Annotated in this window: 35 protein-coding genes; 12 read left to right on the top strand and 23 right to left on the bottom strand. The window is 42.8% G+C overall.

What is annotated here, in order from left to right:
• The 20 genes from QLH32_RS17565 to QLH32_RS17470 all read right to left on the bottom strand — a co-directional run bounded on the left by QLH32_RS17565 (window position 1) and on the right by QLH32_RS17470 (window position 14,746).
• Complete coding sequence (locus QLH32_RS17565) at window positions 1-432, bottom strand: gp436 family protein (protein WP_283267329.1); 432 nt, start codon at window positions 430-432, stop codon at window positions 1-3.
• A gap of 5 nt (window positions 433-437) precedes the next feature.
• The gene (locus QLH32_RS17560) at window positions 438-773 is read right to left on the bottom strand and encodes a Gp49 family protein (protein ID WP_283267327.1); all 336 of its coding nucleotides are present in this window, start codon (window positions 771-773) and stop codon (window positions 438-440) included.
• 88 nt (window positions 774-861) lie between these two features.
• Window positions 862-1,389 carry a DUF2829 domain-containing protein gene (locus QLH32_RS17555; RefSeq protein WP_283267326.1) on the bottom strand — a complete coding sequence of 176 codons (528 nt, stop codon included), beginning with the start codon at window positions 1,387-1,389 and terminating at the stop codon, window positions 862-864.
• A gap of 67 nt (window positions 1,390-1,456) precedes the next feature.
• The gene (locus QLH32_RS17550) at window positions 1,457-2,413 is read right to left on the bottom strand and encodes a hypothetical protein (RefSeq protein WP_283267325.1); all 957 of its coding nucleotides are present in this window, start codon (window positions 2,411-2,413) and stop codon (window positions 1,457-1,459) included.
• A 14-nt stretch (window positions 2,414-2,427) separates the two neighbouring features.
• Window positions 2,428-2,817: a capsid cement protein gene (locus QLH32_RS17545; RefSeq protein ID WP_283267324.1), complete on the bottom strand. Its 390-nt coding sequence runs from the start codon at window positions 2,815-2,817 to the stop codon at window positions 2,428-2,430.
• 4 nt (window positions 2,818-2,821) lie between these two features.
• A complete protein-coding gene (locus tag QLH32_RS17540; RefSeq protein ID WP_283267323.1) occupies window positions 2,822-3,961 on the bottom strand; it encodes a hypothetical protein in 1,140 nt (379 codons plus the stop codon).
• A 124-nt stretch (window positions 3,962-4,085) separates the two neighbouring features.
• Window positions 4,086-5,702 (bottom strand): phage minor head protein, encoded by a 1,617-nt coding sequence (locus tag QLH32_RS17535; RefSeq protein ID WP_283267322.1) that lies wholly within the window; start codon window positions 5,700-5,702, stop codon window positions 4,086-4,088.
• A gap of 2 nt (window positions 5,703-5,704) precedes the next feature.
• Complete coding sequence (locus QLH32_RS17530) at window positions 5,705-7,150, bottom strand: DUF935 domain-containing protein (RefSeq protein ID WP_283267321.1); 1,446 nt, start codon at window positions 7,148-7,150, stop codon at window positions 5,705-5,707.
• Between the two features lie 132 nt (window positions 7,151-7,282).
• A complete protein-coding gene (terL, locus tag QLH32_RS17525; RefSeq protein ID WP_283267320.1) occupies window positions 7,283-8,896 on the bottom strand; it encodes a phage terminase large subunit in 1,614 nt (537 codons plus the stop codon).
• Window positions 8,886-9,395 (bottom strand): DUF2280 domain-containing protein, encoded by a 510-nt coding sequence (locus tag QLH32_RS17520; RefSeq protein WP_283267318.1) that lies wholly within the window; start codon window positions 9,393-9,395, stop codon window positions 8,886-8,888. The genes terL and QLH32_RS17520 overlap by 11 nt, the downstream gene beginning before the upstream one ends.
• Window positions 9,396-9,430: 35 nt before the next feature.
• The gene (locus tag QLH32_RS17515; RefSeq protein ID WP_283267316.1) at window positions 9,431-10,048 is read right to left on the bottom strand and encodes a putative metallopeptidase; all 618 of its coding nucleotides are present in this window, start codon (window positions 10,046-10,048) and stop codon (window positions 9,431-9,433) included.
• Entirely contained in the window at window positions 10,045-10,452 is a 408-nt protein-coding gene (locus QLH32_RS17510) for a Mor transcription activator family protein (protein ID WP_283267315.1), read from the bottom strand. The genes QLH32_RS17515 and QLH32_RS17510 overlap by 4 nt, the downstream gene beginning before the upstream one ends.
• Before the next feature lie 24 nt (window positions 10,453-10,476).
• A complete protein-coding gene (locus QLH32_RS17505; protein ID WP_283267314.1) occupies window positions 10,477-10,905 on the bottom strand; it encodes a hypothetical protein in 429 nt (142 codons plus the stop codon).
• Window positions 10,902-11,312, bottom strand: coding sequence for a hypothetical protein (locus QLH32_RS17500; RefSeq protein ID WP_283267312.1), 411 nt, complete (start codon window positions 11,310-11,312; stop codon window positions 10,902-10,904). Before QLH32_RS17500 ends, QLH32_RS17505 begins: the two co-directional genes overlap by 4 nt.
• Before the next feature lie 88 nt (window positions 11,313-11,400).
• The gene (locus QLH32_RS17495) at window positions 11,401-12,795 is read right to left on the bottom strand and encodes a replicative DNA helicase (RefSeq protein WP_283267311.1); all 1,395 of its coding nucleotides are present in this window, start codon (window positions 12,793-12,795) and stop codon (window positions 11,401-11,403) included.
• A 2-nt stretch (window positions 12,796-12,797) separates the two neighbouring features.
• Entirely contained in the window at window positions 12,798-13,736 is a 939-nt protein-coding gene (locus QLH32_RS17490) for an LvrA C-terminal domain-related protein (protein ID WP_283267310.1), read from the bottom strand.
• A gap of 37 nt (window positions 13,737-13,773) precedes the next feature.
• Window positions 13,774-13,956, bottom strand: a complete 183-nt coding sequence (locus QLH32_RS17485) for a hypothetical protein (protein ID WP_283267309.1) — start codon at window positions 13,954-13,956, stop codon at window positions 13,774-13,776.
• Window positions 13,953-14,225, bottom strand: a complete 273-nt coding sequence (locus QLH32_RS17480) for a hypothetical protein (RefSeq protein ID WP_283267307.1) — start codon at window positions 14,223-14,225, stop codon at window positions 13,953-13,955. The genes QLH32_RS17485 and QLH32_RS17480 overlap by 4 nt, the downstream gene beginning before the upstream one ends.
• Window positions 14,226-14,242: 17 nt before the next feature.
• Window positions 14,243-14,545 (bottom strand): ribbon-helix-helix domain-containing protein, encoded by a 303-nt coding sequence (locus tag QLH32_RS17475; protein WP_283267305.1) that lies wholly within the window; start codon window positions 14,543-14,545, stop codon window positions 14,243-14,245.
• Between the two features lie 15 nt (window positions 14,546-14,560).
• On the bottom strand, window positions 14,561-14,746 hold the full coding sequence (locus tag QLH32_RS17470; protein ID WP_283267303.1) for a Cro/CI family transcriptional regulator: 186 nt from the start codon (window positions 14,744-14,746) through the stop codon (window positions 14,561-14,563).
• Between the two features lie 99 nt (window positions 14,747-14,845).
• Here QLH32_RS17470 and QLH32_RS17465 point away from each other — a divergent pair, with 99 nt between their 5' ends.
• The 11 genes from QLH32_RS17465 (at window position 14,846) to QLH32_RS17415 (ending at window position 21,247) form a co-directional block, all read left to right on the top strand.
• A complete protein-coding gene (locus QLH32_RS17465) occupies window positions 14,846-15,574 on the top strand; it encodes an XRE family transcriptional regulator (protein ID WP_283267301.1) in 729 nt (242 codons plus the stop codon).
• Between the two features lie 46 nt (window positions 15,575-15,620).
• Window positions 15,621-16,085: a hypothetical protein gene (locus QLH32_RS17460; protein ID WP_283267300.1), complete on the top strand. Its 465-nt coding sequence runs from the start codon at window positions 15,621-15,623 to the stop codon at window positions 16,083-16,085.
• A complete protein-coding gene (locus tag QLH32_RS17455) occupies window positions 16,082-17,122 on the top strand; it encodes a serine/threonine-protein kinase (protein ID WP_283267298.1) in 1,041 nt (346 codons plus the stop codon). Before QLH32_RS17460 ends, QLH32_RS17455 begins: the two co-directional genes overlap by 4 nt.
• A gap of 368 nt (window positions 17,123-17,490) precedes the next feature.
• Entirely contained in the window at window positions 17,491-17,946 is a 456-nt protein-coding gene (locus QLH32_RS17450) for a hypothetical protein (RefSeq protein ID WP_283267296.1), read from the top strand.
• A 4-nt stretch (window positions 17,947-17,950) separates the two neighbouring features.
• Window positions 17,951-18,133, top strand: coding sequence for a DUF7706 family protein (locus QLH32_RS17445; protein WP_283267294.1), 183 nt, complete (start codon window positions 17,951-17,953; stop codon window positions 18,131-18,133).
• A 60-nt stretch (window positions 18,134-18,193) separates the two neighbouring features.
• A complete protein-coding gene (locus QLH32_RS17440; RefSeq protein WP_283267293.1) occupies window positions 18,194-18,850 on the top strand; it encodes an ATP-binding protein in 657 nt (218 codons plus the stop codon).
• Between the two features lie 18 nt (window positions 18,851-18,868).
• On the top strand, window positions 18,869-19,582 hold the full coding sequence (locus QLH32_RS17435; RefSeq protein ID WP_283267291.1) for a hypothetical protein: 714 nt from the start codon (window positions 18,869-18,871) through the stop codon (window positions 19,580-19,582).
• 158 nt (window positions 19,583-19,740) lie between these two features.
• Window positions 19,741-20,019 carry a hypothetical protein gene (locus QLH32_RS17430; RefSeq protein WP_283267290.1) on the top strand — a complete coding sequence of 93 codons (279 nt, stop codon included), beginning with the start codon at window positions 19,741-19,743 and terminating at the stop codon, window positions 20,017-20,019.
• Window positions 20,012-20,650: a hypothetical protein gene (locus QLH32_RS17425; RefSeq protein WP_283267289.1), complete on the top strand. Its 639-nt coding sequence runs from the start codon at window positions 20,012-20,014 to the stop codon at window positions 20,648-20,650. Before QLH32_RS17430 ends, QLH32_RS17425 begins: the two co-directional genes overlap by 8 nt.
• Window positions 20,647-20,991, top strand: coding sequence for a hypothetical protein (locus QLH32_RS17420; RefSeq protein WP_283267288.1), 345 nt, complete (start codon window positions 20,647-20,649; stop codon window positions 20,989-20,991). Before QLH32_RS17425 ends, QLH32_RS17420 begins: the two co-directional genes overlap by 4 nt.
• 1 nt (window position 20,992) lies before the next feature.
• Window positions 20,993-21,247, top strand: a complete 255-nt coding sequence (locus QLH32_RS17415; protein WP_283267286.1) for a hypothetical protein — start codon at window positions 20,993-20,995, stop codon at window positions 21,245-21,247.
• Here QLH32_RS17415 and QLH32_RS17410 read toward each other — a convergent pair.
• On the bottom strand, window positions 21,222-22,178 hold the full coding sequence (locus QLH32_RS17410) for a tyrosine-type recombinase/integrase (protein ID WP_283267284.1): 957 nt from the start codon (window positions 22,176-22,178) through the stop codon (window positions 21,222-21,224). The genes QLH32_RS17415 and QLH32_RS17410 overlap by 26 nt on opposite strands.
• A gap of 271 nt (window positions 22,179-22,449) precedes the next feature.
• Between QLH32_RS17410 and QLH32_RS17405 the strand changes: the two genes are divergently transcribed.
• On the top strand, window positions 22,450-23,451 hold the full coding sequence (locus QLH32_RS17405; protein WP_283267283.1) for an LLM class flavin-dependent oxidoreductase: 1,002 nt from the start codon (window positions 22,450-22,452) through the stop codon (window positions 23,449-23,451).
• 42 nt (window positions 23,452-23,493) lie between these two features.
• Here QLH32_RS17405 and QLH32_RS17400 read toward each other — a convergent pair whose 3' ends face one another.
• Together QLH32_RS17400 and ppsR are read right to left on the bottom strand one after the other, a co-directional pair.
• Window positions 23,494-24,210 carry a hypothetical protein gene (locus tag QLH32_RS17400; protein WP_283267282.1) on the bottom strand — a complete coding sequence of 239 codons (717 nt, stop codon included), beginning with the start codon at window positions 24,208-24,210 and terminating at the stop codon, window positions 23,494-23,496.
• A 77-nt stretch (window positions 24,211-24,287) separates the two neighbouring features.
• Window positions 24,288-25,124: a posphoenolpyruvate synthetase regulatory kinase/phosphorylase PpsR gene (ppsR, locus tag QLH32_RS17395; RefSeq protein WP_283267280.1), complete on the bottom strand. Its 837-nt coding sequence runs from the start codon at window positions 25,122-25,124 to the stop codon at window positions 24,288-24,290.
• Window positions 25,125-25,163: the final 39 nt, after the last annotated feature.

The raw sequence follows: 25,163 nt of genomic DNA, 5'->3' as shown, positions 1-25,163 counted from the left end.
CTAAAAACCCTTTAAAGTGTCTTGGGTAAACACGCGCTCATTGGCAATGAAGTCAACACCGCCTGACGGGTTTTGTGGTGCAGGGTTTGCATCTGGTAATACCATCAGGCCTTTGGCATAGTCTTTTAATCTGGCTATTGCCGCGTCATAACGGTCTTTAATTTCTTGCGGTGCATTGTCATCCCACAACAGATAGCGGGTAATATCGCAACTAAACAGGCGCATCACGCCGTATGATTTAGGCGAATTAACTGGACTAATTGGCACCTTGTACCGCACCCCTAAAAATCCATCAATCAACCCATCCGCATCGGCAATGGTCATATCCAGTGTTTCTGATTCATGCAGGCCGTCTGAGTCACGATCCAGCAAATCATTAATTTCAGACTCACTAAATCGCTTGATAAGGTCATTAAGGGTGCAGTAAGGCATACTATTTACCCCTTGTTGGCTTGCTCAAGGGCTGCTGATGCAAATAAACGGTAGCCCTCAAGCTCCCACAATTTATTTTCGGCATGTTTTTCCGCATTACTACGGGCTAAACGCTCACCAATATCAGCATTGAAGTTTTCGGCATTAACACATGCGCTAAAGCCTGTAGCCAAGAAAAACTTGCCATCCAGAAAAGCATGCACAAATGTTGAGGTGGTTCCACCTGGTTGCTGCTCAATGGTATATGTCACACGTTGCATTAAAGCCTCAATATTGGCTTTTGTTACACGCGGTGCGACTGCCTTTTCTACCAATTCTTGCTCTGTTACTGCCTTAGTCATTGATTCAATCTCCATAAAAGACCAAATCAGCATAGGCATAAATAAAAAGAGCCGCACCCTGCGACTCTGTTTAGCAATAAAAGACCTTTTATTCTAAAATTACCCAATCCTCAGCAAATAAATCACTCGTATCTGGTGTCCAGCCCATCGCTAAAGTATCTTGTGCTGTTTTAAGGGTGCAATAAGGTGCAACGTCAATACTGCCACCAAGTTTTTCAGCGTGTGCTTTATTGTGTGGATTCCAAATTTTAGAGGCATCGGTGCTTGTAGTTTGTGCCTGAGCAACAACGTACTGATTTCCACCATCCCAACCAGAACGAGTGACTTTTTTACCCTGCTTTAAGGCATAAATTGCATCACCAAAAGTAAGCGCCCCATTTTGTCGATAGGCATTTTCAAATACACTTTTTGGCGACCATGAAATAAAGCCTTTATGGTTAGGGTGATTGGATTTACCACCATCAGTATACTCAACCAGATAGCCATCAGATTCCACCAATGGTGTTACAGGCAGTCCACGATAGTTATCGTAATCCTCTCGGTTCATTGGTGTTGCCAATACAGTTTTAGTGCCAATAAAGGCGGTCATTAGGCCTAGTGCAATTGCTTTAGTCATCTTGTCTCTCACATGGGAATATAAAAAGTCCTTGCCACAAAATAACCGTGACAAGGGAATGGCCCGTTTAGCCTGCTACTGCATTTTTGAAGAAATAGCCAAGCTCATTGGCAACAACCAACTCGCGCACAGACTCACCGACACGTACACGCATGCCACCGCGTAAACCGACTTTAGGCTCAGGTATTTGCCCTGCTACACGGTTCTGGAATTGCGCAGTAAAGCCAAAAGTTGCGCCGCGCTGTGTGTTTGCCAAGCGGTTGCGGTGCAGTAGCGCTGCATGGTTGCCCCATATACGCACCAATGTTGGGTTGGCATTTGGCTTGGCAACATTGACCCAGCCCTGACCTACAATCACCTCCTCAATTTCAAGAAGTTCAGCAAGTTGCTCTTTAGTAATTGTGCCCTGTTGCCCACTATTCCCTAAAATAGATGACACCAATGTTGGGTTTTGGCGCATCTTGGTCCATGTGGTTTGACCCAAAACTAAAATGTTTGGGCGCAATATTGGCTTGTCCAGTGCCTCAAGTAGCTGCTCACGCGGCTTACTGTTGTCATAGTCTGACCACTGATCTGTACCCGATAAAGTCTCTTTAAAGCCAGTAGCATAGGTATCTTCATTGAATACAATGTTTGACACGCGTCTTTCTCTGTCCAGCAGGATCAGGTCGGTCAATGCTTCAGTGGCATGTCCCACTGGACTGTAATTAATGCCACTATTTGCTGCCTGGGTAATGTCATCATTCGGAATAACATCATCAAGACCATAATCCTTGACTGAAGATTCCTTTTGCTCATAACCAAACTCAAGCTCGTTTGGTTGCCCCTTACGTCCAACAAGGGTTTCAGGCACAGTGAAACGCTCACCAGTGCTGTATTCATTCCATGTAAACTCTTTAGTTCCAACAGGTACACGCGGCATCACATTATCGCTAATAAAGTTATTATTGCGGTATGCAAGGGTGATCCCTGTTTGAACCGCGTCAAATGGAAACGGCGCTGTTTTTGCAGTATTAGCTGTCATTTTATTCCCCTAAATTATGGACCAACGGCGGCAATGTAATGTGTGCCGAATTGAATTTGTACGGCGCCAAGATCACCCTCAATACCCGTAATCTGTGCGACACCAATCAGGCTGTCACCATCTGCGGCAACCACAGCACGACCCTCATCATCTGAGGTGAGAAAATCCCCTACCGTGACAGCGCCGCCATAAAGAATGTTGGCGACACCAGACTTGATAACGTCAATTGAATCGCCTGTAACTGCTGATGTGCCTTTAGGCAACCCCGCTACCCCTGCAAACTTTTCCAGCGCCGCCGTTGCCTGCAATGCAATGCGGTCATCTGTACCGAATTTGACAATCCGATATTCTGAAATTGAACCGCCAGCAATAAACGTTTTTACTAAACCCTCATTTGCAAACATTTGTTTACTCCTTACCTGCCTGAACTGCTGCCACCGCTTCACTGAATGAAATATGGTTGCCTGCTGCCGCTTCTTTTTGGTGATATGCCTGTGCTTTTTTGCCCAGTTCCTGCGGATTCAGGCTGGTATTGCTGCCACCGCCGTCTGATCCTGAAACCTCGCCAAACTCGATAACTTTCGGCTGGTTTGCCAGAAAATCCGTCATGAACTGGCGTGGTGACTGCTTAACCGCCTTGTCACCCTCACCAAACTCAATAACATGGTCGCCATCATCAAGGCTTGCCATGAACTCAACCAGCCCCGCTTTATTGGCAGGCAAAACCTTGCCGTCCTTAATCAACGCATCAATCTGCAAGCCGATTTCACGCTTTGCAATTTGTTGCTCACGCTGTTTTAGCGCCGTCTGCTGCTCGCTAAAATCGGCGTTGCCAGTTTGCTTTGCATCGGCAAGTTCTTGCTTCAAACGTGCAATGGTCTGGTCTTTGGTTTCCTGCTGTGTCATATCGTCCTCGCTAAACGAAAATGGCTGAATAGTTGATTTTGTTGATTGAATATTGTCCTGAATCATCCGACTGGCCTGATCCTCAATATCCCGAATCTCATAATCAGGGATAAGCTGATCGGCTGTACTTATGTCTTTTTCAGAAATAAGCCACTCACGTAAACGGCGGAAAATACGGCTAACGGTTGTAAAGGTGTAGGGTGAAACATCGGCAAACTCTACAACGCCCTGCTCATCCTCACTGAACTGCACATCACCCAATCCCTTTAAGGCTGGTGGCACCGCACCCAAGAAACCGACATGACGTAAATACAATTTACCTGGTGTGGGATTTGCGGGGCTGTCTGGCAAGTACCATGACGCTGAACGCTTCTTATACTTGCCCTCTTTGACCAATTCAGCAAAATCAGCATCAACCTGTTTGGGGTGCGCCAATACCACGCCGTCATCGGTAAGCTCTAAATGGTCAATCCAGCCAAATGCGGGATGGTTGTCTTTAGGATGCCCAACAACAATGGGGGCCTCATGTAGATCGGGCTGGTAAGCTGATACCGCATCGGCAAGCATGGTTTTATCAAACGGTAATGTCTGACCATTTGTGGCTGTATGTGTACCAATTTTGAAAATTTCGATAGGTTTCATATCGTCATCACCAATTTAATGAGGACAATATGAGATTATTTTTTTATTCGATCACCCTGCGACTGATTCACAGGCAATAAAAAACCCGCCGTAGCGGGTAATTTAGATATTAAATTTCTTCTGTCTACTCTGTAGAATCTGCCGCCCCTTTGCGACTGAGTTCTTCAAGTCTTGACGCAAGGAGTCTATCTCTAACTGTGTCAACTCCGTATCGGTGGACTTGTTTTGCGATGTAGCGGGCTTCTGACTCTGTGAGTTTGGAAAAATCGTAACCGAACTGTTCATACCACCATGTCTCCAAATCTTTACCAACCAATTTGCGCAACTGGCCTAAAGTTGGTTTTGTTATAGCCAGTTTAGCTGAATGTGGTTTGCCCATCAATACCGCTGCGCCAATAACCGTACCCCCATTGCTTTCTATATACCCTTTAAGATCAGCAATGGTGCCACCTTGTGTGATTGCATCATCCAAGATCAGATAATTAACATTTTTGGTTACATGACCTTGAAAGGGCACGGACTTAACCAATCGGGCAAAACCATCAGCACCAGTACGGTGTACTCGCGCACTTTGCACAATGTCTGAGTTAATTGGCGTACCAAGATACCACTCCAACAGCAAAGAGAAAGCTACAGGTAACTGATTACGCCCTGCCTGCTCCTCCGCATGTACTGGCAATAACTGAACATTTTGATATTTATCCAGTATATTCTTAATAGTTCTTAGCTTATCCTCAGTTACATAATCATCAACCACCCTAATTGCGGCATCCAGATCACCTGATTTAGCCGCCTTGTAATCAATATGTTCAGCTATTGTGCCTGAATCATGGATTATTACAGTATCAGGGAATTTTCCCCAGTCCGATCTAAAATCTACATTACTTTCCATTTTATTACTGTTGGAATATGGCAAACTCGATTTTACGTCTTTAGCCTGCGACTGAATAGCAGATAATGATTCCTGTGCAGCCTTTCTTAAAGCCTCATCCTTGATATTGGAGGCTTTTTGGCTGGCAATGTCCTGCAAATGGTTCCAGTGATCCAACCCAGCGTTATAGTCAAAACCTGCATCAATCCCATTGGTGGACAGGTCAGGATTTTCGGTTACTTCAAGCCCGTATGCCTCTAAATCATCCTTGCTGAACTGGGTCAAACTACAACGGCAGTTATAGCCATTGAGTGGGCTATGGGTACGCCAAAACGGATGGTTATAAGGCAGGATGGTCCCATTCCAACGGCGGTGCTGTGGACGGGTGCGACTGTCATCAATCGCGTCATATCGCAGGTAAGGGCGAAACTTGGCGGTCTGCATGATCTGCTGCCAACGGCCAACCATGTAAGCCTGCTGCATGTTGGTCCTGAAAATGGTTTTCAGGCGGTAAGGTGTACCCAAGCTGGCAATAATCGTTTTGCCTGTGACTGGATCAACAACCTCATTGCGTCCCCACCAGCCATTAGCCTGTAACACGGGGATAATGTGGTCCGCCCATTGCTCATAGGTCCAGCCTTTCTTCAATGCCTGAGTCAAACTGTCATGAACATCTTGCAGCATGTCCATGTCCATCATCTTTGCAACGATTAGCGCGTTACGATATTCGGCGTCCTTAATGTCATCGTAACTAAAAACAGGTTTTAGGCCTTTGGACTCAAAATATTTGATTGCCTCACGATTGGCGACATTGAAACCAAACTGAATATTGGTTGCGATAAAATTCAGGATGCCTTTAAAACTTGCCATGATTATTGACCTCTAAGCAGGCCCAGTAATCGACTGGCAAAGCTGGCTTTCTGGATGGTGTCAACCGCCTTGGCGGGTGGTGGTTCTTTCATTAACTCGACTAGAAACCGCTGTACGCCCTCATAATTGGCATCTTCGGACTCGGCAAAACTAAGTAGCTGGTTGACCCGATCACCGATCACATCCTCATAATTTGATGCAACCTGATCCGCTGCATTAACAATGCTCATCTGGTCTGCACGATTCTGAATGTAGTTCATGTCAGGCTCAGCAAAGTTTTGCGGTTCAACCATTGGCGCAGGTGCCACTACCGCTTTCTTAACCCAGCCCTCGCCGTAGGTCTCACGTACATATTCTTCAGTAGGTTCATAACCCAGTGCGGAAATCTTGGTGTCACGCTCTGCACGCTTGTTTAGGTCCTCATCCTTTTTAGTCTTGCGGTAAACTCGCGGCGCGGTTGCACCTGGGAACGCGGCAAGGTTGTATTCAAACCACCATTTCACCACTGACCTGTTGAATGATTCACAAAGCAGGTCGGCATCGGCAGCAACAACCATGTCGCGCACATCTGCATGGGTTTCGCTCTGGCTGCGACTGCTGCCGTTGTCTGTGGTCATCGTTTGAGACAAAACAACCTTGGCAATGGCCGCGTCCATCGCGTCTTTCATCGCCTCATAATCGGCTGCGCCTGAACGTGCGGCTTCCAGTAGCGATATTTCCGCCCCCTCTGGTATTAGAACGGCGGTTTCTGTCGCAATTGCCCTTAAAGCTGCCAGCAAAAGCTTGCGGGTTTGTGGATCGTTCTCCTTACCTGTGGGCAATACGCCTTTTGCCGTTGGCTGTCCGAACTTCTCCAAAAAAATAAGCCAAAACTTAATGTCGTTGCGCTTAAAGAATGTCAACCAGTAAAGGTAATGGGCCAAACCCAAGCCGTATGGATTGTCGCTATGATCCGCGCCAGTAGACAACACCCAAAACTTGCGGTCTGGCATCCGTTCATACTGGAAAGTCTGCTTCAACAGATAGAGCAAGCCATCAATATTAAAGGCAAAGCGGGCACGGTCCCTGACCTTGATTCTGTCAATGCTGACTAAGTTGTCAGTTTGCCCCCAGATAATTTCCCCAACCGCATAACCATAAAAGATGCCGTAAAGCATCATGTCCGATGCTTCATCAAAGTTAATGGCTTTTAGATTGGCGCTTAGGGCGTCTGCTGCCTGTTGACTGGCTTTATCCTTTGCCCCAGCCTCAACAATCCAGTCTTTTGAAATGACAGCTAAACGGCGCTGCTGGAATGTTGACTTAACCTGGTCATCCCGTAAAACTTCATGATAAATCTTAAGATCACCATACCCCCTTGCCATGAGTACGGTATCCTGATTCTGGATAAGCTTGGTAAAGGCATCAATATACGGCGCAATACTCGCCGTCTCGGATGCGGGTGCCATTTCCTGCCCAAGGCTGGGGCGCTGTAAGACTTTTTTGACTATTTTTAGCGGATTAAGCATGACTGTAGATAGTTTGCCGATAATGACAGACTATCTACGGGATTTAATGATGTGTCAGGGTGCGACTACTCACTACCACCCATTAAAATCATTGTTACCGCCCACGATACCGTATCCCACATCCTCATCTACATCATACTCGTTCTGCTGTACATCCATAGTAAAGCCCACACGCTGCTGCCCTGTGCCCCATACCTGCAATTCGATGGACCTGACATGAATCCAGCGTAAAAACTGGGTCACACTGTCCACCTGGTCTTTTTTGGTCGATAGCGGAAATGCGAAAAACTCAGATTCAAACTCATGCAACCATTCTGCAAACTCAGGCAGCCATACCAGTCCAGCTTCGCACAACGGCGATACTGCATGTGCCCGCAGTTCCTTGCTCTGTTCTGGCTCAATAGGAACAACTGGTATACTAACATCCTTGTCTGCACGTAAATCTGGAATCAATTCCTGCCCGCTGGACTTGTCCTCAATCAGCACCACGTCTGGTTTATCGCGTACATACAGCGTTTTAATCTTGTTCTTGAGGTCTGGATAGATCAGCTTGTCCTTAAACACATTCAGTAAATACCATCGGGTACGGGTAACAAGCCAAGTGGTACAGGCTGACGGGTCATTAAACTCCTTGTCCTTACTCGCCGTGTCCCATGACTGAACAATCATTATTTTTTCTGCTGGTGGCACTTTATAACGGCGCTCAGAAAACCAGTTTTTCTTAAATATCCCACCCTCACTAGGCTTGGGTTTTTGCTGGTAGAGCGCGTCCCAGTTACGGCTACCTTGGGTAATCTTTTCCTGTTTCCAATGTTCAGGGCTAAACCATTCTGTCCAAAGCCATTCACCGATCTGCCGCCCTAATGGATCATTTTCGTGTTCGCACTGTGCCTGTAGGCAAACTACATACCACCACTCGCCATCCTTTGCCTGTATCCAGCCTGATTCGCCATCATAATTGGCGGGTAAAATACGGCCAGATAAATCGTCCTCATGCCAGCGGGTCTGGATAATTGCAATAAAGCCGTTCGGTTTTAAACGGGTACGCAATGAACTCTTATATTCATCCCAAGTTCTTTCCCTGATTGTTGGTGAGTCTGCATCTGCCCGTCCCTTAATCGGGTCATCAATGATTAGGCCGTCTGCGCGGTTCCCTGTGATACCAGACAAAATACCACCAGCCATGTATGTACTGCCGTTGGTAATGGCCCAGTCATGGGCTGCGCGGTTGTCTGCCACAAGATCAGCGTCAAATATCTGTTTGTATTTTGCACTTCTGGTGATGGATCGACACTTACGCCCGAATTTTGTAGCCAATTCATCGTTATAGCTTACACTGATAATATTCTTTCTTTTAAACTGGCCCATGAACCACGTAGGGAAAACCACAGTGGCATAGGTGGACTTTGCACTACCTGGTGGCATAAAGAACATGACACGCTTTTTAATCCGTCCCTGCTCATCTGGCGTTTTATACGCCATTTCCATAAGTGTTTGATTGATCAGGTCATGGTGCTTGGCTGGCGTGATATTGTCAGGGTAAAACTCGTCACAATCGTCATTGTCGTTGAGTGGTGCGCCTGGTATTTCGATTGCACGGCAAAACTTATGCAGGTCATCACGGCACTGCCGCAATAACTTTTGCTCAAGTAGTGCGATATATTCCGCCTTTGCATTACTGACCATGTTTAGCGTCCAGTTTGGACTGTAACTCGGCAATGCGCCTGTCTGCCTCCTCCTCTGTCATGTTCAGATTGACATTGAGGTTTTCAGTCTGGATTGCTCCGCCGTTGGGTCCTGAATGTACATGAATACGGCGATTGTCATACATTCCGCCCTGTTCCTTGGCAATCTGTTCCAAAAGCTGGGCAGCAAGTACCAGGTTGCCGCTTTGCTCGGCCATATCCACATACCGCTGCAAACGCCGTAAGCGAACCGCACGTAAAGCCACAGGGATTTTAGAGATTTCCGCCTCAAAATCCTCTCGTGTCTTATTGAATATCGCCGCCCATTTTTGCGCCGTATTCTTTCCCGCTGCCCGTGTGCAGTTATAGCTTTCAACCTGCTGGCGGGTCACAGTGATCTTAAATTCATCTTTGACGGCGGCAACCACCTGCGATGGGGTGTCATGGCACGCCAATGCTTGCACAATAAAGAGTTTATGCTCATCGGTTAATACTGCCATCTACTCCATCCGTCTATATTCTGTCTATATTCTGACTATGCAATTCGTAGTGATGAGCATGTGCCGCATGCATGTCGCAGGGCAACCCGCGATACTTCTGGTTTCTGCATTGCCGCGTCAATAAGACGCTGTATATCATCCTGACTGGCACCGTAACGGCGCACCACACCAACAAACTCCTCAACGTCATGGGACTGAATCGCCAATATGGGTTTACCTGTGTCCCTGCTGTATTTCGGCATACCAAACTCGTTCTTGGCGTGTGCGATATGGTAAAGCTCATGCTCAACCAGGGCACAAAACTCCACGTCAGAATGATCCCGACAAAAACTTGCGCTCAATGTGATGAGAAAATTAGGAACAAAGCCAAACCATTCCACCATCTGTGCTTCCTGCCGTTCCTTTTTCCAGCCACCCGCATTAAACATTACCTTTTCAGTCGTTCCTATTACCGTTTTACCACCTCTTTTATAGCCACACTCAGCCCATACAATTGCAATATCACCCCAGTGCTGGGGTAATAGGTGCTTATGATCAGGGTTAAATATTTTATGGTCAGGATTGAGTATTGTTAGTTTCAGCCAGTCCCAAACCTCCTTTGCGGGCGCAAATGCTGGCATATCATCTGGTGGCATTGGTCGCTTTATTTTCATGGGCCGTTCACCCAGTCAATCTGGTTATTATTGGCATCGGCTGGCGTTGCCTCTCGTAATCCTGACTTGTCCAGAATCGTTTGTACAAGCTTACGGTCCACGCCGTAACGCTTGGCAATGCTTGAGATCGACTCGCCCGCCGTGAACTCATCCGCTATCGCCTGATTGCGCAATTGAAGCAGAGCATTTACCTCAATTGGCAGTTTTAGCGATTCGCCCCTAAACTCCTTACACATTGTAATGGCATTGTCCATACCGACCTCTACAACAAGCCAGTGCAGGTAATGCAGATTCCCCACCAGTGGAAAGGTAATATCCTGCCCACCCTTTAAACGAACAAGCCTGATTGCCGCATGGACACCGATTAAATCAATCACTTTTTGAAATACATGACTATGTGACATTCAAACCTCCATCACTATTTTTTCTCATTTTGTCCGTCCATAAACCAACATTGCTGCATCGCGGCTGTGTTCATTGGTTCTACCAGACCATCCTGTTATTTTTTTAAAATAATCGCTTTTGGTTTTGGTGGCGTTGGCTGCTGGGTGAACAAGATCATACTTAATGCCCTGCTCAATACAGAACTGCTCCCAAATAGAACAATCCCTTTTGACTGACCCCACACCCTCACGTATTCCAGCACCCGACCTAGCCTGACGTGTATCAGCATTACCAAACCATGTGCGCTTGCGTGCATCCTCAATGCGTACAACAATATTTTTATATTTACTGTGCAGGTCCTTAACAGCCTCCATTGCTTTCGTGATGGTCAGTGACTCAACGCGCAGCAAAGCCCCATTTTCGGCCACAGCAAAACCTGTATTAACACCGCAGTCTATACCGATACGAATCATTGGTTTTGCTCCTTAGGACGTTGTTCAAGTGACTCGCGCCAATCACCACGGAAATGGTTTAAATAATTATTCCTACGGTTGATGTAAAAATATGCAGAAAAATGTGCCTGATGTCTCCATGCATCACCCAAGATTTTTGGCTCAACCAACCAACCGCAAGCTATACCATCCTCATCAGTCGCCATGAATTGCACATGCTCTGGAATTAATGACCAGTTGTATTTAGATACTGACTTCACAACATCACCAACCATACAGGTGAATGGCTGACCATCGTCTAAACGTCCATACACACGGCCATCTTCAACACGATCTAAAATACCCTCTCCATAAAAATGTATTTCAGGTCCGTTTTTCTCTAACTGGTGAATAAAATCAACTTTCACCTGGTCGCCTTTTTTGATCATGCGCCACACCCTCTTACAGCCACGCAAAACAGCACCAATAAGACAAACAACAAAACTTTATTAATCGACTTTGAAACATCATGTTCAATCATGCTGCACCATCCATTTTTTCAAGACTTGCCAGTTGATGACTAGCGACATTAGAGAAGCGGCTATATTCAAGTTCAGCGCAAAGGAATGTTTTACCAGTCACACCGTCACGACACTTGGCTGTGTCAACTTCTAAAAGACCAATGAATTTAGATTTATCCTTGTTGTAATATTCATCCCGATATAGGAATAAAATCACATCGGCATCCTGCTCCAATGCACCAGAACCGCGTAGATCGGACATGACAGGACGTTTATTAGGGCGCTTCTCCACATCACGGCTTAACTGCGACAAAGCGAATAGTGGGCAATCAAACTCCATTGCAATATTTTTCAAGCCTTTTGACACATAGGTTAAACGGGCATGTTCGGATGTGTTCTCAGGTAAATTTGGTGTATTGATTAATTGCAGGTAATCAACAAAGATTGCCCCAAGTGATCCATATTTCTTTTTTGCCTGACGTGCATGACGGCGAATGTCTGAAAGGGTTACATCCCCATCGTGTAATTCAATGGGTGCCTTTTCTAAAATCATTGTGGCGGTCTGGATGCCCTGCCAGTCCTCTGAACGCAGTTCCGCCGTATGTAAGCGCTTCAATTCAACATTGCCCATCGCAGCCATGAAACGGCGTGCAATCTTAGCTTTCTTCATTTCGCATGATTCAAACAGTATTGGCTTTGCCAAATTGGTCGATATATGCGCAGCAATATTTTGGGCAAAAGCTGTTTTCCCCATTGAGGGCCGTGCAGCAATCAAAATAAGATCACCTGGCGCCGCCTCAATAAGTTTTGTGTCCAGACCAAAGAAACCAGTGGTTACACCACGTACCTTATAAATGCCCTTTTCTTTTTCTTCCTGAATCTTGGCAACTTCACTAAAAACATCAATCGTGGCATGAACAATATGTTCAATACTGTCTGACTCATTGCCTGTGCCAATATCTCCCAAAAGGCTTGTAGCTTTCGCAATCGCCTCGTCAGCATTGCCATTGCTAAGATCATTTGCTAATACTTTGGTTTTCTCCGCAGCATCGCGTAATGCCCTACGTGCCGCCAATTCCTGCAATTTTCTTACATAGTCAGGAAAGTGATGCAACCATGCTGGGGCCTCTGCCAATAAATCTATGACGTATTGCTCATTCACACCAAAGGCATCACCGCCAAGCGATTTAATACTGTCAAGAAGCATCACACCATCAACGGCAGAACCAGCATCATGTAATTTTTTAATCGCACGAAACATAATTCTATGGGTATGCATCGTAAACAGGCTTTCATTAAGCTGGTCAATATCCTCACGCGCCGCAACGTATGTAATGATTGCAGCCAACACCCCGACTTCACACTGGATGTTTTTCAGGCGGTCATCAAATAAGTTCTCTACTGCACCCATGATTACACCAACCCTTGCCCAAACCGCATAGGTTCAGGCGTAAAACGTTGTGGTTGTTGCTGGTCTTGTTGTTGTTCAGGGGTTGAATTGTTTTGAGTCTGGTTGATGCGATTAATCCAAAATTCATTTTCCCAATGTTTCTTGTTCAACCATGAACTTGGGGCTGGGATAAAATCGCCGTCCTGTTTTATCCAGTCTTGATCCAACTTGAACAATTCAAGAATTTTGTTGATCAGATCAGCATGGGATTTATATTTTTGAAAAATTTTAAATGCATCGGCTTTTGATCCTTTGCGCTTGGTGGTCGGATAGGCTTTCCAGAAAATATCAAATTCTTCCGAATACACAGGTTGTTTTTTCTCTGTAGTAATCTCTGTATGTATTCTCTGTATATGTCCCTCGTTTGAACATGGGAGGTCATCAGTTTGAACATGGGAGGGTGGCACGTTTGAACTAGGGAGGTCCCCCGTTTCATCGTGGGAGGGTGTTACGTTTGAACGTGGGAGGGTGTCCCCTGAGTCCACTGATTTAATGCTTGAAAATTCAAGTAATTTAATCGGTATAAGTTCTATAAATAGAACGTTGGATAAATTGCCCACTGTCCTGAAATGTTTCTTAATGACTTGGCACTTCTCCAAACGATCAGTCGCCTCTTTTACCTGCAACTTAGATAGTCCAAACTGATCTGAAAAACTCTCATATGAGCGCTGCAACATATCGTATTTAAAACGTTTTTTTATGCCCAACTGTCTGCCAGTATTTTCACAGCGTATAACTGCTGGACGATACCAGTACACAATTTCAGACAATATGATTATCGCATTGAGATCAGGCTTGCCATTTTCCATTTTGAATGCCTGATACCAATTGACAGGAATAACATTACCCTCAATATTAATATCAGCCATTTGGTCTACTGCTGGATGTCCTGTGCTATGCATAGCCCACCTCCAATAAATAGCTTCTGAGAACCGTATCTCATACTTCACCCACCATTATCGGTCTACGTGTATCTAAAAAATTCTGGTTGACTAAACCGACATAGGTACGCCACCTTTCAAAATGATGATCGTAAAAAAACCATTGGTTCTTTTCGGTTTTCCAGAATGTGCCATCTGATTCAGTATGGGTCGCACCCACAGGAATATTTTGATTACTCATGAAACCTCCTGTTGAGCTTTTAACGCATTGGCAAGATGTGCAGCCTCATCACTGGTTAGACGTTTGCCCGCATAAAGCTCAATGGTCGTGGCGGGGCGAATATCATTTTTATAGGCAAGAGATTCACAATCCAGCCAATAATGATCTGTTGGTTGGTATGCCTTGATAGTGAACAATTTATCGCTGTGACGCTCTGATACACACACCACCACGTCACCCACAACAAAATCACTGTTGTTGGCTGCCACTGGTTTTGATATATTTATCATGTTCTTGATCCCTAAAATTAATGAACATTGCCAAAAGCTCGAATCACTACTTCGGGCTTTTTGCTTATCTGGAATACAGAAAAAATACTTTTGAATACATTCATGTATTCGCTTGAATACGCTGTATTCATTGAGTTTTTGATCAATTGAGTTGATGATTGGCCCAATTCCACTTCTAGCTTTAGCTCTATGGCCTCACGTATCCACTTGCCTCTGGTGCTTCCATTTGACTTGGCCAACTCATCAATCAAATCTTTGATTTCCATTGGCACCCTTGCGCTTACTGACTCCAAAAGCTTAGGTTTAACTGCACTGTGCATCTGTCTCCATTCCTACTATGAAATTGCCGAGTTTCGTTGAATGGGCTGTTTGCCATTTGCCAAATCAAGAATTTGATACTCGCGGGCTATAGGGATTCGTTTCTCATCCCATTGACTAACAGCGTTATGTGAAATTCCAAGCTTTTCGGCTAATTGTGTGACTGAGCAATTAAGCATTGCTAAAGCTTCAGACTTTGTCATTTAACTTACCATTAAGTAATTTAACTTACTTAATTAAATAGCATAAAACTTACCTTGTCAATTGGTAAGATAACTTACGTGTCAGATTGAGTGTTTGTAATGGAAACTCTAGGAATTCGCCTTAAACAATTGCGAAAGAATTTAAAGCTAACTCAACAACAGTTAGCAGATAAGGTTGGTGTTTCAAAGACTTCTATTATTTATTGGGAAAAAGATGAAAATGTACCTAAGCATGAAAGTCTTATGGCTCTTTCCAATGCATTAGAGACAACACCAGATTGGCTCCTGTCTGGTAAAAACGAGGCTTCATTAGTTTCACCGCCCTCTAAAGATGAGGTCTATATGTCGCCCTTAAGATTCAAATCATCTTATGAAAACAAAAACACAGTAAGAATTCCTATACATAAAGATGTAAAAGCATCCTGTGGTGATGGTGCGGTTAATTTTCTGGAAGAAATTACTGGTTATGCAGAGATTGATCCAGATTTATTAAAAATGCTGGGAGTAAAAACCAAACCTGAAAAGTTGAGAATAATTTACTCAACAGATTATAGTATGTGGCCTACTGTCGCGCCCGATAGCCCGTTATTTGTTGATACCACTCCAGTTGATACAACAGCGATGATTAGTGGGGATGTTTATATTTTTCTTCACAGTAACTTTCTACGCATGAAACGAGTTTTCGTCAGTTATGGTGATGAAAAAACTGTACGCTTACAAAGCGACAATCCTGATAAGAAAAAGTATCCAGATGAAGTAATAACCAAAGAACAGTTAAATGAATTGAGCTTCGTTGGTCGATTAGAATCTGCATTAGTTAAGCCATGAAAATTAAAATTGCAAACCCACACCACTGTATTATATGGAGCATATAGTGAGATCTTTAGGTATTAGAGTTGAACCCAAAAAAGTTACCTTTGTTGTGATTAATTATAATGATAATAAAGTAGACATTCTGAATGTTGAAAATATAAAGATACCTGTATCTTTGGATTTTCCATCGAAACTAAAATATGTCAGAAATACCGTTCTTGATATTATTCGAGAATACAATGTGTGTGTTGCAGGAATTAGGATTGCTGAAAGCAGTTCTCAGAATATTGATACTGATAGATTACACATTGAAGGTGTGATTCAAGAGGCATTTTCAAGCAGTACGGTAAGTAATTATTTTACTGGTAGGCTGCAAACTATCTCAAAAAAATTATCCATAACAAACAGCCAATATAAAGATTTTTTAAAACCTAACTCTGTATACGAAAATGTGGGCAATTGGGAACTTTGCACTAACAAGGAAAGTAAAGAGGCTGCATTGGTGGGATATGGAGCATTACTATGATTTATCCTTGTCAAAAAGCTCAAGTATCATTTGAGTATCGCAATGAAATTGGTCAAGAGGGGCGAAATTCTAAGGTCTATCTCGCTAAAGACAGTAATCTTGATGGTGAAATTGTTATAAAAGAAATTACAAAAGCCAGTTTTGATCAACCAGAATCATATTTCGATGAAGCACGCAAACTTTATAAAAGTACTCACCCTAATGTTGTTCAGGTTTCTTATGCTTGTGAGGATGATGAAAACATATACATTGCAATGCCACATTATAAAAATGGCTCTTTAAAAAAATTGCTAGAATCCAGAAACTTAACTGTTCGGGAAATTATTAAATATGCAACAGAGTTTTTAAGTGGATTACATAATATTCATTCAAAAAATTTAATTCATATGGATATCAAGCCAGATAATATTCTTTTGTCAGATAGATGGGAGGCTCTATTGTCTGACTTTGGCTTATCCCAACACTTAAATCCAGATGGCTTGACTGAAATCGAGAGTGCTTATCCTAAAATTTTACCTCCCGAATATTTTTCTGCTGATCGAATTGCGGACAGAGCCTATGATATTTATCAGGCTGGTTTAGTCTTGTATGTGATGTGTGTGGGTTTGCAAAGCTTCAATGAACAATTTTTTTCACACTGGCATGAAGATAAAAGCATTTTAGCCAGAGCAATAACCTCTGGTAGATTTCCAGTTAGAGACTCACACCCTCCTCATATCCCTAAAAAGTTGATTAGAATCATTAACAAATGTCTAAACATACAACCGCAAAGTAGACCTAAATCAGCATTAGAGATTATTAATGTATTGGCTGATATAGACGGGAATATACTTGATTGGGAATACTTTATTGATATTACTGATGGCTCTAAAGTATGGCAGAAACAAGTAGATAATAAGCTCTTGCAGTTACGTGTTATGACTGACCATTCATCAAAGGCAACAAAAACTACCAATGACAAGACAACACGTATTAACGCATACTGTAAAGACCGAATAAGTGTTGAGGATATCCTTAACTTTTTGGAAAACTATTAAATGCGTAAGGTGAGAAAAGATAAAGATATGTTGTCTAGAGAGAAATTGTTACCCCCCACAAGACAATCAAGTGTTGTGTTTCTCTCAGAGGATGAAATTCGAAATAAATTTAAAGATGTAGATTTTTTTGCATCCAAACATATATCTTTGCCTAAAAAATAGCTCTATCTTTCACATCAACCCACCCCTACGGTGGGTTTTCTTTTGCCTATTAAAACATAAAAAGTAGGTTATATATAAAAATAAGTAATTTTTATTACCATAACTATTGACCAAAAAAGTAAGTTAGCTTACTATTTTCTCATACACAGCAAAAAGCCCCGCCGACTCTCACATCAAACAGGGCTTTTCACAACATGAGGTCCATTATGGAACAAAACACCTTAAATCACAACCGCAGTTATACGCTAGGCAAATCTTTATTTGTCGGTAGCGTATTTTCAGTAGCGACCTTAGCTGGCTTATCTGGCGCTTATGCACTTGTAACCAAGCCTATTCAAATCAACCCTGTTTACACGTATGCCAATACAAATTCTTTGTACGGCGTTTTATCAGTTCAAATCACTTCTGATTCTACTGGTGAAGCTGTTATTAATCTTAATGGTTACCACGTTTTTACCAGCTTCGATTTTGAGTTGGTTCCTGATTATAACAGCGCGTTGGGTAGCGATACAAAGGCCGTATTCATTACAAACTTGGCTGTAGACCGTGTCCTGAAATCAAACGGCGGCTTTTATAACGATTTCACCAATGCTGATGACATTCGCAACATGATCTCAGTCATCACAGCCCACATCGAACGTAACCATATGGTTAAGTGGTGATGTTATGGAATTAGAACTACAAAATCTTTCAGAAGCGCAGGCAATGGCTTTGGCTCAATTCGTTAAACGTGTTGGATGGAACGAAATCCGTGTAAATGCTGTAAACGATGATGAGGCGTATCTCATGCGTGATGCAATTTCAAAACTTCAAGACGCATTGGCTCGCCAGGGCTATGCGCCACGTTAACTATACATATAACCAACAGCCAATATTGATTACTGCTAACTGAGAAATGAGGACTGAGAAATGAGTATTGCCACTTTTATTTTAGGCCAGTCTGGTACTGGCAAATCATCAAGTTTAAGAAACTTGGACCCAAGACACGTTTTGTTGATTCAAGCAATCAAGAAACCCCTGCCTTTTCGCTCTGCTGACTGGTCTTACATTTCACCAGATAACCGTATTGGTTCAATTCTGGTGACGGATCAGCCTCAGGACATTATTAATGCAATTCGGGCAACAAAACGCCCTATCGTTATCGTTGATGACTTCCAGTATGTCATGGCAAATGAATTTATGCGCCGCAGTATTGAACGCGGTTTTGACAAGTTCACAGAGATTGGCCGCCATGCCTGGGATGTTTTAAATGCCGCTATCACAGCGCAGCCACATAAGCGCATCTACATACTCAGTCACACTGAGGAAAATGACGGGCGAACAAAAATTAAAACCATTGGAAAAATGCTGGATGAAAAAATCACCTTGGAGGGCATGGTAACAATCTGCCTGCAAACCGCAGTCATTAACGAGCAATACGTTTTTGTGACCAAAAACAACGGTAACACAACAGTTAAATCCCCAATGGACCTTTTCAAAACCGATCACATTGAAAATGACCTGAACGTAGTAGACCAGGATATTTGCGAATACTACAACATCCCATCACACCGTACACAAGCTTAACTTTTGAGGTAAACAATCATGAATTATCAAACTTTTAATTTCAATCAGGATTCAGCTAAACAGGCAGACAATGGTGGCCGTATTGAACAGGCTGGCAAATACATTGGGGTTATCAAATCAATGGAATTTGTCACATCCAGAAATACTGGGACAACAGGTTTCGAAATCAATTTTGAAACTGACAGCAAAGAGTCAGCGACAATATCAATATGGACCCAAAAAAATGATGGTACACCCTTATCAGGCTCACACAAAATTAATGCATTACTAGCCTGTGCTGGTGTACGTGCCTTGACCCCAACCGATCAACCGTTAGAGAAATATGATTACGATACCAAGCAACGGATCAACCAGCGTTGTGTGGTCGCACCCGAAATGACTGGCAAGCGCATTGGTCTATTGCTACAACGTGAAAACTATAAAAATGGTAATGGTCAATCCCGTCATAGAATGAATTTTTTTGCGGCCTTTCATGCGGGTTCAGAGCTAATGGCGAAAGAATTAATTGACAAGAAAACCGTGCCAGAAGCCCTACCAAAAGCATTAGAACGACTGATGCAGAACCCAGTTACTGATAATACGTCCAACTCCAATAATTCAAATGGTCAGGGCGGCTACCAGCAACAAAGCAATGGTTATGGTCAAAATAACCACCATTCACAAAACAATGGGTTTGCTGAACCAGCCTATATGAATCAGGGTCCTAGTTACGATGACGGTTATCCATTTTGAGGCAACTGCCCTATGGGATTTAGGTACTCCACCCTGACCCGAACACTGACCGTGTTTGGGTCCAAAATGACTCATATTTTTGAAAATGTTGGGATTGGTGAGATAGATGCACTCATCCTAAATGCAAAGTTTAAGGAAGCACATTGGAGGCGGTAAGCATGAATACAGCAGCAGATTTACGCAGATTCAATGACAACCAGGCTTTAGAAAAAGCGATAACAAATGTCATGGCAGCTTTAGAAAAAGAACCACTAGGCTTGGAAATCTCACAACTGATGACAGTGTGCAGACTAAGCAACAAAACAACAAAAATTGTTTTGGGTGTTATCAGGGCTGAATGTTCGGATGGTATCTGGTTTTTGGACCCCAAAAGAAAGTTAGAAGCTGAAAGCTCACTTAAAGCCCAAACTATTTTAGCAGGTGATCAAAATGTCTAAAGAACATGAAGCCTTTAATATATTTTTCACAGAACGGCACGGCGAAATGCCACTTGATACTACATCAGAAGAATTTGCGAATAAATCATATTTAAGACATGAGATGCTTAAGGCATGGCAAACAAAATCTGATGTGCTTGAAACCCAAATTACCCAGTTAAAAGCAAAACTGGCAGAAAGCGAACGTGGCATAAGCAATGAGTATGATGAGAAAGAATACTACCAAGGTCTATGCGATAAATTTGTTCAATATACAGCCGATTTATTCCAAAAAGATTTTGGTGAGCATAGCAATGCTAACTGCCCTTATCGCAATGCATTAGATGAGCTTAACGCAATTGTTCATCATGAAACTTTTGGGAAGCTGCATAGCGGCAAAGCTGTTTTATTTCCAACCGAAATCACACCAGAGCTAGACGAAATCTTAGGGATGCAGTGTTTTGTGTTTATTCGCCCTGCCCAGATTTACCGTCACATTGGTATCGACATACCACCTAAGGCTGAAAAAGAGCAGGCTTTCTTTATGTTTAAGCTTTTGCATTTAGCACTGGTACACGGCGAAAAATGCTTTGATGTGTTTGAGGATGAAATAAATGCAATGATTAAATCAATACGGGAGAAAGATCAATGATCAAGCAATTAAAACCTGTATCAGTGCCAGATAATTTTTATTGCTGGTCACATCCTGACATGCATCTTGTTGATCCGCGCTGGAATGATGGTGACGAACGCCCATATTCAGATGAGGAATTTGAGTTATTACAAGCCAATGCAGGTGTAAATATTCAAATTGAAACATTTGACCCATTCGATGAGATTTCAGAAATATCAAAAATTGATTATTCCGACTGGTCAAAGTGGAAACCCCAACCTCCAACACCCGCCCATTTTCTAATTGGCGCCTATGACACTGAAGATGGTCCAGTTTTGTGGTGGGCTAAAGAAGCAAAAACAGATAATGTGGAGAACTGATATGTCACAAGTAGCAAGAGTAGCTATGATTGATGAGTTTGAGCTACGAGCAATTATGCGTGAAGAAGCTGCAAATGCTTATCGTGAAGTGCTTGCAGAACAACAAGATGAGTTGCTAACAATCGGCCAGCTTTGCGAAAAGATACCAGGTATGACACGTTATGTTTTTTCGAAGTTGCAAAAAACCGCGCATTTAAAAAATGTGCGCGGTAAGTATTCATTAAAGACAGTCAAAGCCGCGATGCAATCTCAGTAGCGGTTGCATTGTAATAGACCATCGCCTGTTTAGGATTAGACCATCCAAACATTCTACATAAATCTAGCACCTGAATCTTCTGAGCAATGCGCGTAGCGGCAGTGTGACGCGCATCGTGGAATGTAAATCCAGACATTTTCCCCTTTTCCTTTGCCTCAATGAAATCATTACAAATTTCAGCAGGATCATCATAACTAAATACACGCCCTGTTTTTTTAGCCACCTTATACCGTTTAAGGATTTCTTTAGCCGCATTACTTAAGGGTACTTCCCTAGCCTTGCCATTTTTAGTGACTTCCAGCCTTAAAAAACTTCTCTCAATAAATACACGGTCCCATGTAAGTCTACATATTTCCGACTGTCTCATACCTGTTTCGAGTGCAAGCAAAAATATATCTTTTAACTCATTGCTCATGTACTTAGTTACCTCGCTCACCTCCTCATCTGAAATCACACGTTCACGATGGTTTGATGCCTTTGGTAGCTGCATACCCTTTACTGGGTTTTCACCCAACCACGATTTCACATCTATGCACCATGTAAAAAAGCCCTGCAATAACTTAAGTTCACGGCGGGCTGTCGCACCCTGAACTTTTTCTAGCCTGACTTCACGCCACTTTATTAAAAAATCCTTAGTCACATCCTTTAAAGGAATATCGCATTTCATAATCCTTAAGAGATTATTGATTTTATATGTTTCATACTTAGCTCCTTTTTTCTTGATCGTAACTGTATCTCTATACTCGATTAGAGCATCTTTAAAGATGATATGATCAAAAACTTGTATTTTTTCATTTCTTAATTTGACTTCTAACTTTTGCGCCCAAGCCTTAGCATCACGCATAGTGTCAAATGTTTTTGATTTAACTGGATGCGGCTTAATTCGCACCATTGCAGTTATTCTGCCGTTTCTTTTTTGATAAGTAGCCATATTAAAAACCCGTTGCACTCTTGTTACACCAGCTTTTTAAATCCTTTTAAAAACAGTTGCAATACTTTTAAAATATTGTTAATAATTAACAACTTAGTAAAATTCATTATATGAAAAAAACTATAATTTGACAATAAAAAGGCACTTTCGAGTGCCTTTTTTTATTTATACATTTTCATCTACAAATATAGAAACATTAAATCGAATAAAAACGATATACAAAACCAAACTTATATCGTATTATTTCGATATATAGTTTTGAGAATCAGCAATGAAAGTATTAAAAGATATAAAGTTCTCCATTCTAGAGTTGGCGCCTGTTAGAGAGGATAAAAATATTGAGTTTTCTCTACGCCACGCACTTGAATTGGCTCAACATGCTGAAAAGCTGGGATATGAACGTTTTTGGCTAGCTGAGCATCACAACATGGATGGCATCGCCAGTTCGGCAACTGCCGTTCTCTTGGGCTTCATTGCCGCCCACACCCAGAAGATTCGCCTGGGTTCAGGTGGTGTCATGCTTCCAAACCATGCACCTTTGGTGGTGGCTGAGCAATTTGGTACACTGGCGACACTTTACCAAAACCGTTTTGAGCTTGGCTTAGGCCGCGCCCCTGGAACTGATCCACTGACCATGCGGGCCTTACGCCGTGGCCGTCAGGAAACTGAAGATCAGTTCCCGCAGGATGTGCTGGAAATTCTGCAATATTTTAAAGACCCGCAACCCAACCAGAAAATCATTGCCACTCCAGGCCAGGGCACCCATGTACCCGTCTGGTTACTAGGTTCAAGCCTGTTTAGTGCGCAGCTTGCCGCAAAATTGGGACTTCCCTATTCCTTTGCCTCACATTTTGCGCCAAGAATGCTGGGACAGGCCATCCAGATTTATCGGGATAATTTCCAGCCATCTGAATATTTGGATCAACCTTATGTTTCAATGGGTGTACCCACCGTTGTTGCCGCTACAGATGAAGAGGCACAATATTTAGCCACCAGTTCTTATCAGCGTATTTTAAACCTGATTCGGGGGCACAGTCTAAAACTCAAACCGCCAATTGAATCAACACAAGGGCTGGCAAGCAGTGCTGAGCAACTTGCCATTCAGAATTTCTATGCAATGGCTCAAATTGGCTCGCGAGAAACCGTCAAAGCAGGACTGGAAAAAATTGCCACGCAATATGATGTGGATGAGTTTATCTTTACCTGTGATATTTACGACACACCTAAACGTCTGGAAAACTTTAGCCTGCTCATGGAGCTAAAAAACCAGTAGGCAATCCTATTTTGAAATAAGTATTGCCTTGTTCCACAATGCTTATTTCACCACGCCCATGTATTGATAGTAGGTATTCTTCTTGCTGTAACGTAAATACTTGCCTTGCGGTTTATAGTTTTTATCCAGCAACATAATATCAATATTATTCAAGTTTTTATCTGTACGGATGTAATCAGGTGCCTCATCCGAGCTTTCATTGTTTTTACAGTCAAAATCGACCTGAATGGCATCAAGCTGCACCTTTTTGGTTTGGAAAACCTTGAACGTCTGAACTGCACCTGTTGGTGTTGGCTTAAAGGCATTCATTGCATAGGCTCCCATACAACTGCTGGCTTTATAATAATTTTCCACAAGATAAACAGGTTGTTGAGATAACTGGATTTGTTTGACATCCAGAATGAAACCTGTGTCAATTGGGGTTAAAACCGTTTTGCCTGCCTTTTGAGTCTGTACATAGGAAGAAAATTCTCCCATTGTGCCGCCACTGCCAATATCGAATGTATAAAACTTTAGACTTTTGTCAGGGGAAAAATGAATGCGTAAATTATAATGGTCCTGAAAAGCAGGAAAGGAATAATTAAAACTGGATGGATCTTGCTTAATCTTGTTCACCACAGCCGATTCAATCTCCTGATTGACTTCATAAAAAGCTTTCTGGTCGTATTGTTTTACCAGTTGCTTCTCAAATTGGGCCAGTGTCTCGGCATAAGCTTGTGACATGAAAATAAATGGCAATAACAAAACAAGTTTTTTCATTATGATGTTCCCAGTTTTATTTCTTCAAAATAAAAAAGCGTAGCCCATCACCCACGCTTCTCATTTGAATATCATATTTAGCCAATACGACGTTTTAAACCTGTCATTTGTAAAATACGGGTTGAGATTTCCTCAATCGACATTTCAGTGACATTTAAATATTTAATGCCTTCTGAAATATAAATCCCCTCAATCGCCCGCAGTTCCATCTGACACTGGCTAAAACTTGCATAGCGGCTATTGGCTTTACGTTCATTACGAATCGCAACCAGACGCTCCGCATCGATCATCAGACCAAACAACTTGTTTTTATGCTCTTTTAGAACTTTTGGTAAACGGTTGTCGTCCAGGTCTTCTTCGGTAAGCGGGTAGTTTGCCACGCGGATACCAAACTGTAATGACAGGTAGATCGAGGTTGGCGTTTTACCCGAACGTGACACACCAATCAGGATAATATCGGCTTTATCGTAGTGACGTGTTCGGGCACCATCGTCATTGTCCAGCGCAAAATGCACCGCATCAATACGTGCCTTATAATATTCAGAGTCAGTCACCGCATGGGTCTGCCCAACCAATGTAGTTGGCGGTGTTCCCAACTCTTCTGCAAGTTTACTAATTAAGCCCTCAAATACATCCAAATTAACGGCTTTGGCGGTATTGATAATGTCGCGTACTAATGGATCGACCAAAGTATCAAAAACCAGTGGCAAAGAACCATCACGGGACTGGCATGCGTTGATCTCTGCAACCGCGACCATAGCAGCTTCTTCAGTGGCAATATAAGGCATGATATGAATGTCAAAATCCACGTTTGGAAATTGCGCAAGTAGTGAATGTCCAAGGGTTTCTGCGGTAATTGCCGTACCATCTGATATAAAAAATACGCTCCGTTTAATTTGTTTACTTTCGGGCATCAAAATTCTCCTTAAACATTTGTCTTAGTGCACTATAAT

It is taken from the genome of Acinetobacter corruptisaponis (genome assembly GCF_030053775.1).
In the GTDB taxonomy this organism is placed as follows: domain Bacteria; phylum Pseudomonadota; class Gammaproteobacteria; order Pseudomonadales; family Moraxellaceae; genus Acinetobacter; species Acinetobacter corruptisaponis.
The sequence above is the reverse complement of the archived record's forward strand: the minus strand, read 5'-3'. Positions and strand labels throughout refer to the sequence as shown.

Excerpts from the sequence above, each read along its gene's own strand:
- ppsR (WP_283267280.1), bottom strand. The coding sequence starts at position 25,124 with ATGCCCGAAAGTAAACAAATTAAACGGAGCGTATTTTTTATATCAGAT.
- QLH32_RS17425 (WP_283267289.1), top strand. The coding sequence starts at position 20,012 with ATGTCTAAAGAACATGAAGCCTTTAATATATTTTTCACAGAACGGCAC.
- QLH32_RS17420 (WP_283267288.1), top strand. The coding sequence starts at position 20,647 with ATGATCAAGCAATTAAAACCTGTATCAGTGCCAGATAATTTTTATTGC.
- QLH32_RS17530 (WP_283267321.1), bottom strand. The coding sequence starts at position 7,150 with ATGGCACCCGCATCCGAGACGGCGAGTATTGCGCCGTATATTGATGCC.
- QLH32_RS17480 (WP_283267307.1), bottom strand. The coding sequence starts at position 14,225 with ATGATAAATATATCAAAACCAGTGGCAGCCAACAACAGTGATTTTGTT.
- QLH32_RS17475 (WP_283267305.1), bottom strand. The coding sequence starts at position 14,545 with ATGCACAGTGCAGTTAAACCTAAGCTTTTGGAGTCAGTAAGCGCAAGG.
- QLH32_RS17540 (WP_283267323.1), bottom strand. The coding sequence starts at position 3,961 with ATGAAACCTATCGAAATTTTCAAAATTGGTACACATACAGCCACAAAT.
- QLH32_RS17405 (WP_283267283.1), top strand. The coding sequence starts at position 22,450 with ATGAAAGTATTAAAAGATATAAAGTTCTCCATTCTAGAGTTGGCGCCT.
- QLH32_RS17510 (WP_283267315.1), bottom strand. The coding sequence starts at position 10,452 with ATGTCACATAGTCATGTATTTCAAAAAGTGATTGATTTAATCGGTGTC.
- QLH32_RS17495 (WP_283267311.1), bottom strand. The coding sequence starts at position 12,795 with ATGGGTGCAGTAGAGAACTTATTTGATGACCGCCTGAAAAACATCCAG.
- terL (WP_283267320.1), bottom strand. The coding sequence starts at position 8,896 with ATGGTCAGTAATGCAAAGGCGGAATATATCGCACTACTTGAGCAAAAG.
- QLH32_RS17545 (WP_283267324.1), bottom strand. The coding sequence starts at position 2,817 with ATGTTTGCAAATGAGGGTTTAGTAAAAACGTTTATTGCTGGCGGTTCA.
- QLH32_RS17465 (WP_283267301.1), top strand. The coding sequence starts at position 14,846 with ATGGAAACTCTAGGAATTCGCCTTAAACAATTGCGAAAGAATTTAAAG.
- QLH32_RS17565 (WP_283267329.1), bottom strand. The coding sequence starts at position 432 with ATGCCTTACTGCACCCTTAATGACCTTATCAAGCGATTTAGTGAGTCT.
- QLH32_RS17535 (WP_283267322.1), bottom strand. The coding sequence starts at position 5,702 with ATGGCAAGTTTTAAAGGCATCCTGAATTTTATCGCAACCAATATTCAG.
- QLH32_RS17550 (WP_283267325.1), bottom strand. The coding sequence starts at position 2,413 with ATGACAGCTAATACTGCAAAAACAGCGCCGTTTCCATTTGACGCGGTT.
- QLH32_RS17430 (WP_283267290.1), top strand. The coding sequence starts at position 19,741 with ATGAATACAGCAGCAGATTTACGCAGATTCAATGACAACCAGGCTTTA.
- QLH32_RS17410 (WP_283267284.1), bottom strand. The coding sequence starts at position 22,178 with ATGGCTACTTATCAAAAAAGAAACGGCAGAATAACTGCAATGGTGCGA.
- QLH32_RS17455 (WP_283267298.1), top strand. The coding sequence starts at position 16,082 with ATGATTTATCCTTGTCAAAAAGCTCAAGTATCATTTGAGTATCGCAAT.
- QLH32_RS17560 (WP_283267327.1), bottom strand. The coding sequence starts at position 773 with ATGACTAAGGCAGTAACAGAGCAAGAATTGGTAGAAAAGGCAGTCGCA.
- QLH32_RS17440 (WP_283267293.1), top strand. The coding sequence starts at position 18,194 with ATGAGTATTGCCACTTTTATTTTAGGCCAGTCTGGTACTGGCAAATCA.
- QLH32_RS17400 (WP_283267282.1), bottom strand. The coding sequence starts at position 24,210 with ATGAAAAAACTTGTTTTGTTATTGCCATTTATTTTCATGTCACAAGCT.
- QLH32_RS17500 (WP_283267312.1), bottom strand. The coding sequence starts at position 11,312 with ATGATCAAAAAAGGCGACCAGGTGAAAGTTGATTTTATTCACCAGTTA.
- QLH32_RS17490 (WP_283267310.1), bottom strand. The coding sequence starts at position 13,736 with ATGCATAGCACAGGACATCCAGCAGTAGACCAAATGGCTGATATTAAT.
- QLH32_RS17435 (WP_283267291.1), top strand. The coding sequence starts at position 18,869 with ATGAATTATCAAACTTTTAATTTCAATCAGGATTCAGCTAAACAGGCA.
- QLH32_RS17445 (WP_283267294.1), top strand. The coding sequence starts at position 17,951 with ATGGAATTAGAACTACAAAATCTTTCAGAAGCGCAGGCAATGGCTTTG.
- QLH32_RS17485 (WP_283267309.1), bottom strand. The coding sequence starts at position 13,956 with ATGAGTAATCAAAATATTCCTGTGGGTGCGACCCATACTGAATCAGAT.
- QLH32_RS17520 (WP_283267318.1), bottom strand. The coding sequence starts at position 9,395 with ATGGCAGTATTAACCGATGAGCATAAACTCTTTATTGTGCAAGCATTG.
- QLH32_RS17505 (WP_283267314.1), bottom strand. The coding sequence starts at position 10,905 with ATGATTCGTATCGGTATAGACTGCGGTGTTAATACAGGTTTTGCTGTG.
- QLH32_RS17515 (WP_283267316.1), bottom strand. The coding sequence starts at position 10,048 with ATGAAAATAAAGCGACCAATGCCACCAGATGATATGCCAGCATTTGCG.
- QLH32_RS17415 (WP_283267286.1), top strand. The coding sequence starts at position 20,993 with ATGTCACAAGTAGCAAGAGTAGCTATGATTGATGAGTTTGAGCTACGA.
- QLH32_RS17450 (WP_283267296.1), top strand. The coding sequence starts at position 17,491 with ATGGAACAAAACACCTTAAATCACAACCGCAGTTATACGCTAGGCAAA.
- QLH32_RS17470 (WP_283267303.1), bottom strand. The coding sequence starts at position 14,746 with ATGACAAAGTCTGAAGCTTTAGCAATGCTTAATTGCTCAGTCACACAA.
- QLH32_RS17555 (WP_283267326.1), bottom strand. The coding sequence starts at position 1,389 with ATGACTAAAGCAATTGCACTAGGCCTAATGACCGCCTTTATTGGCACT.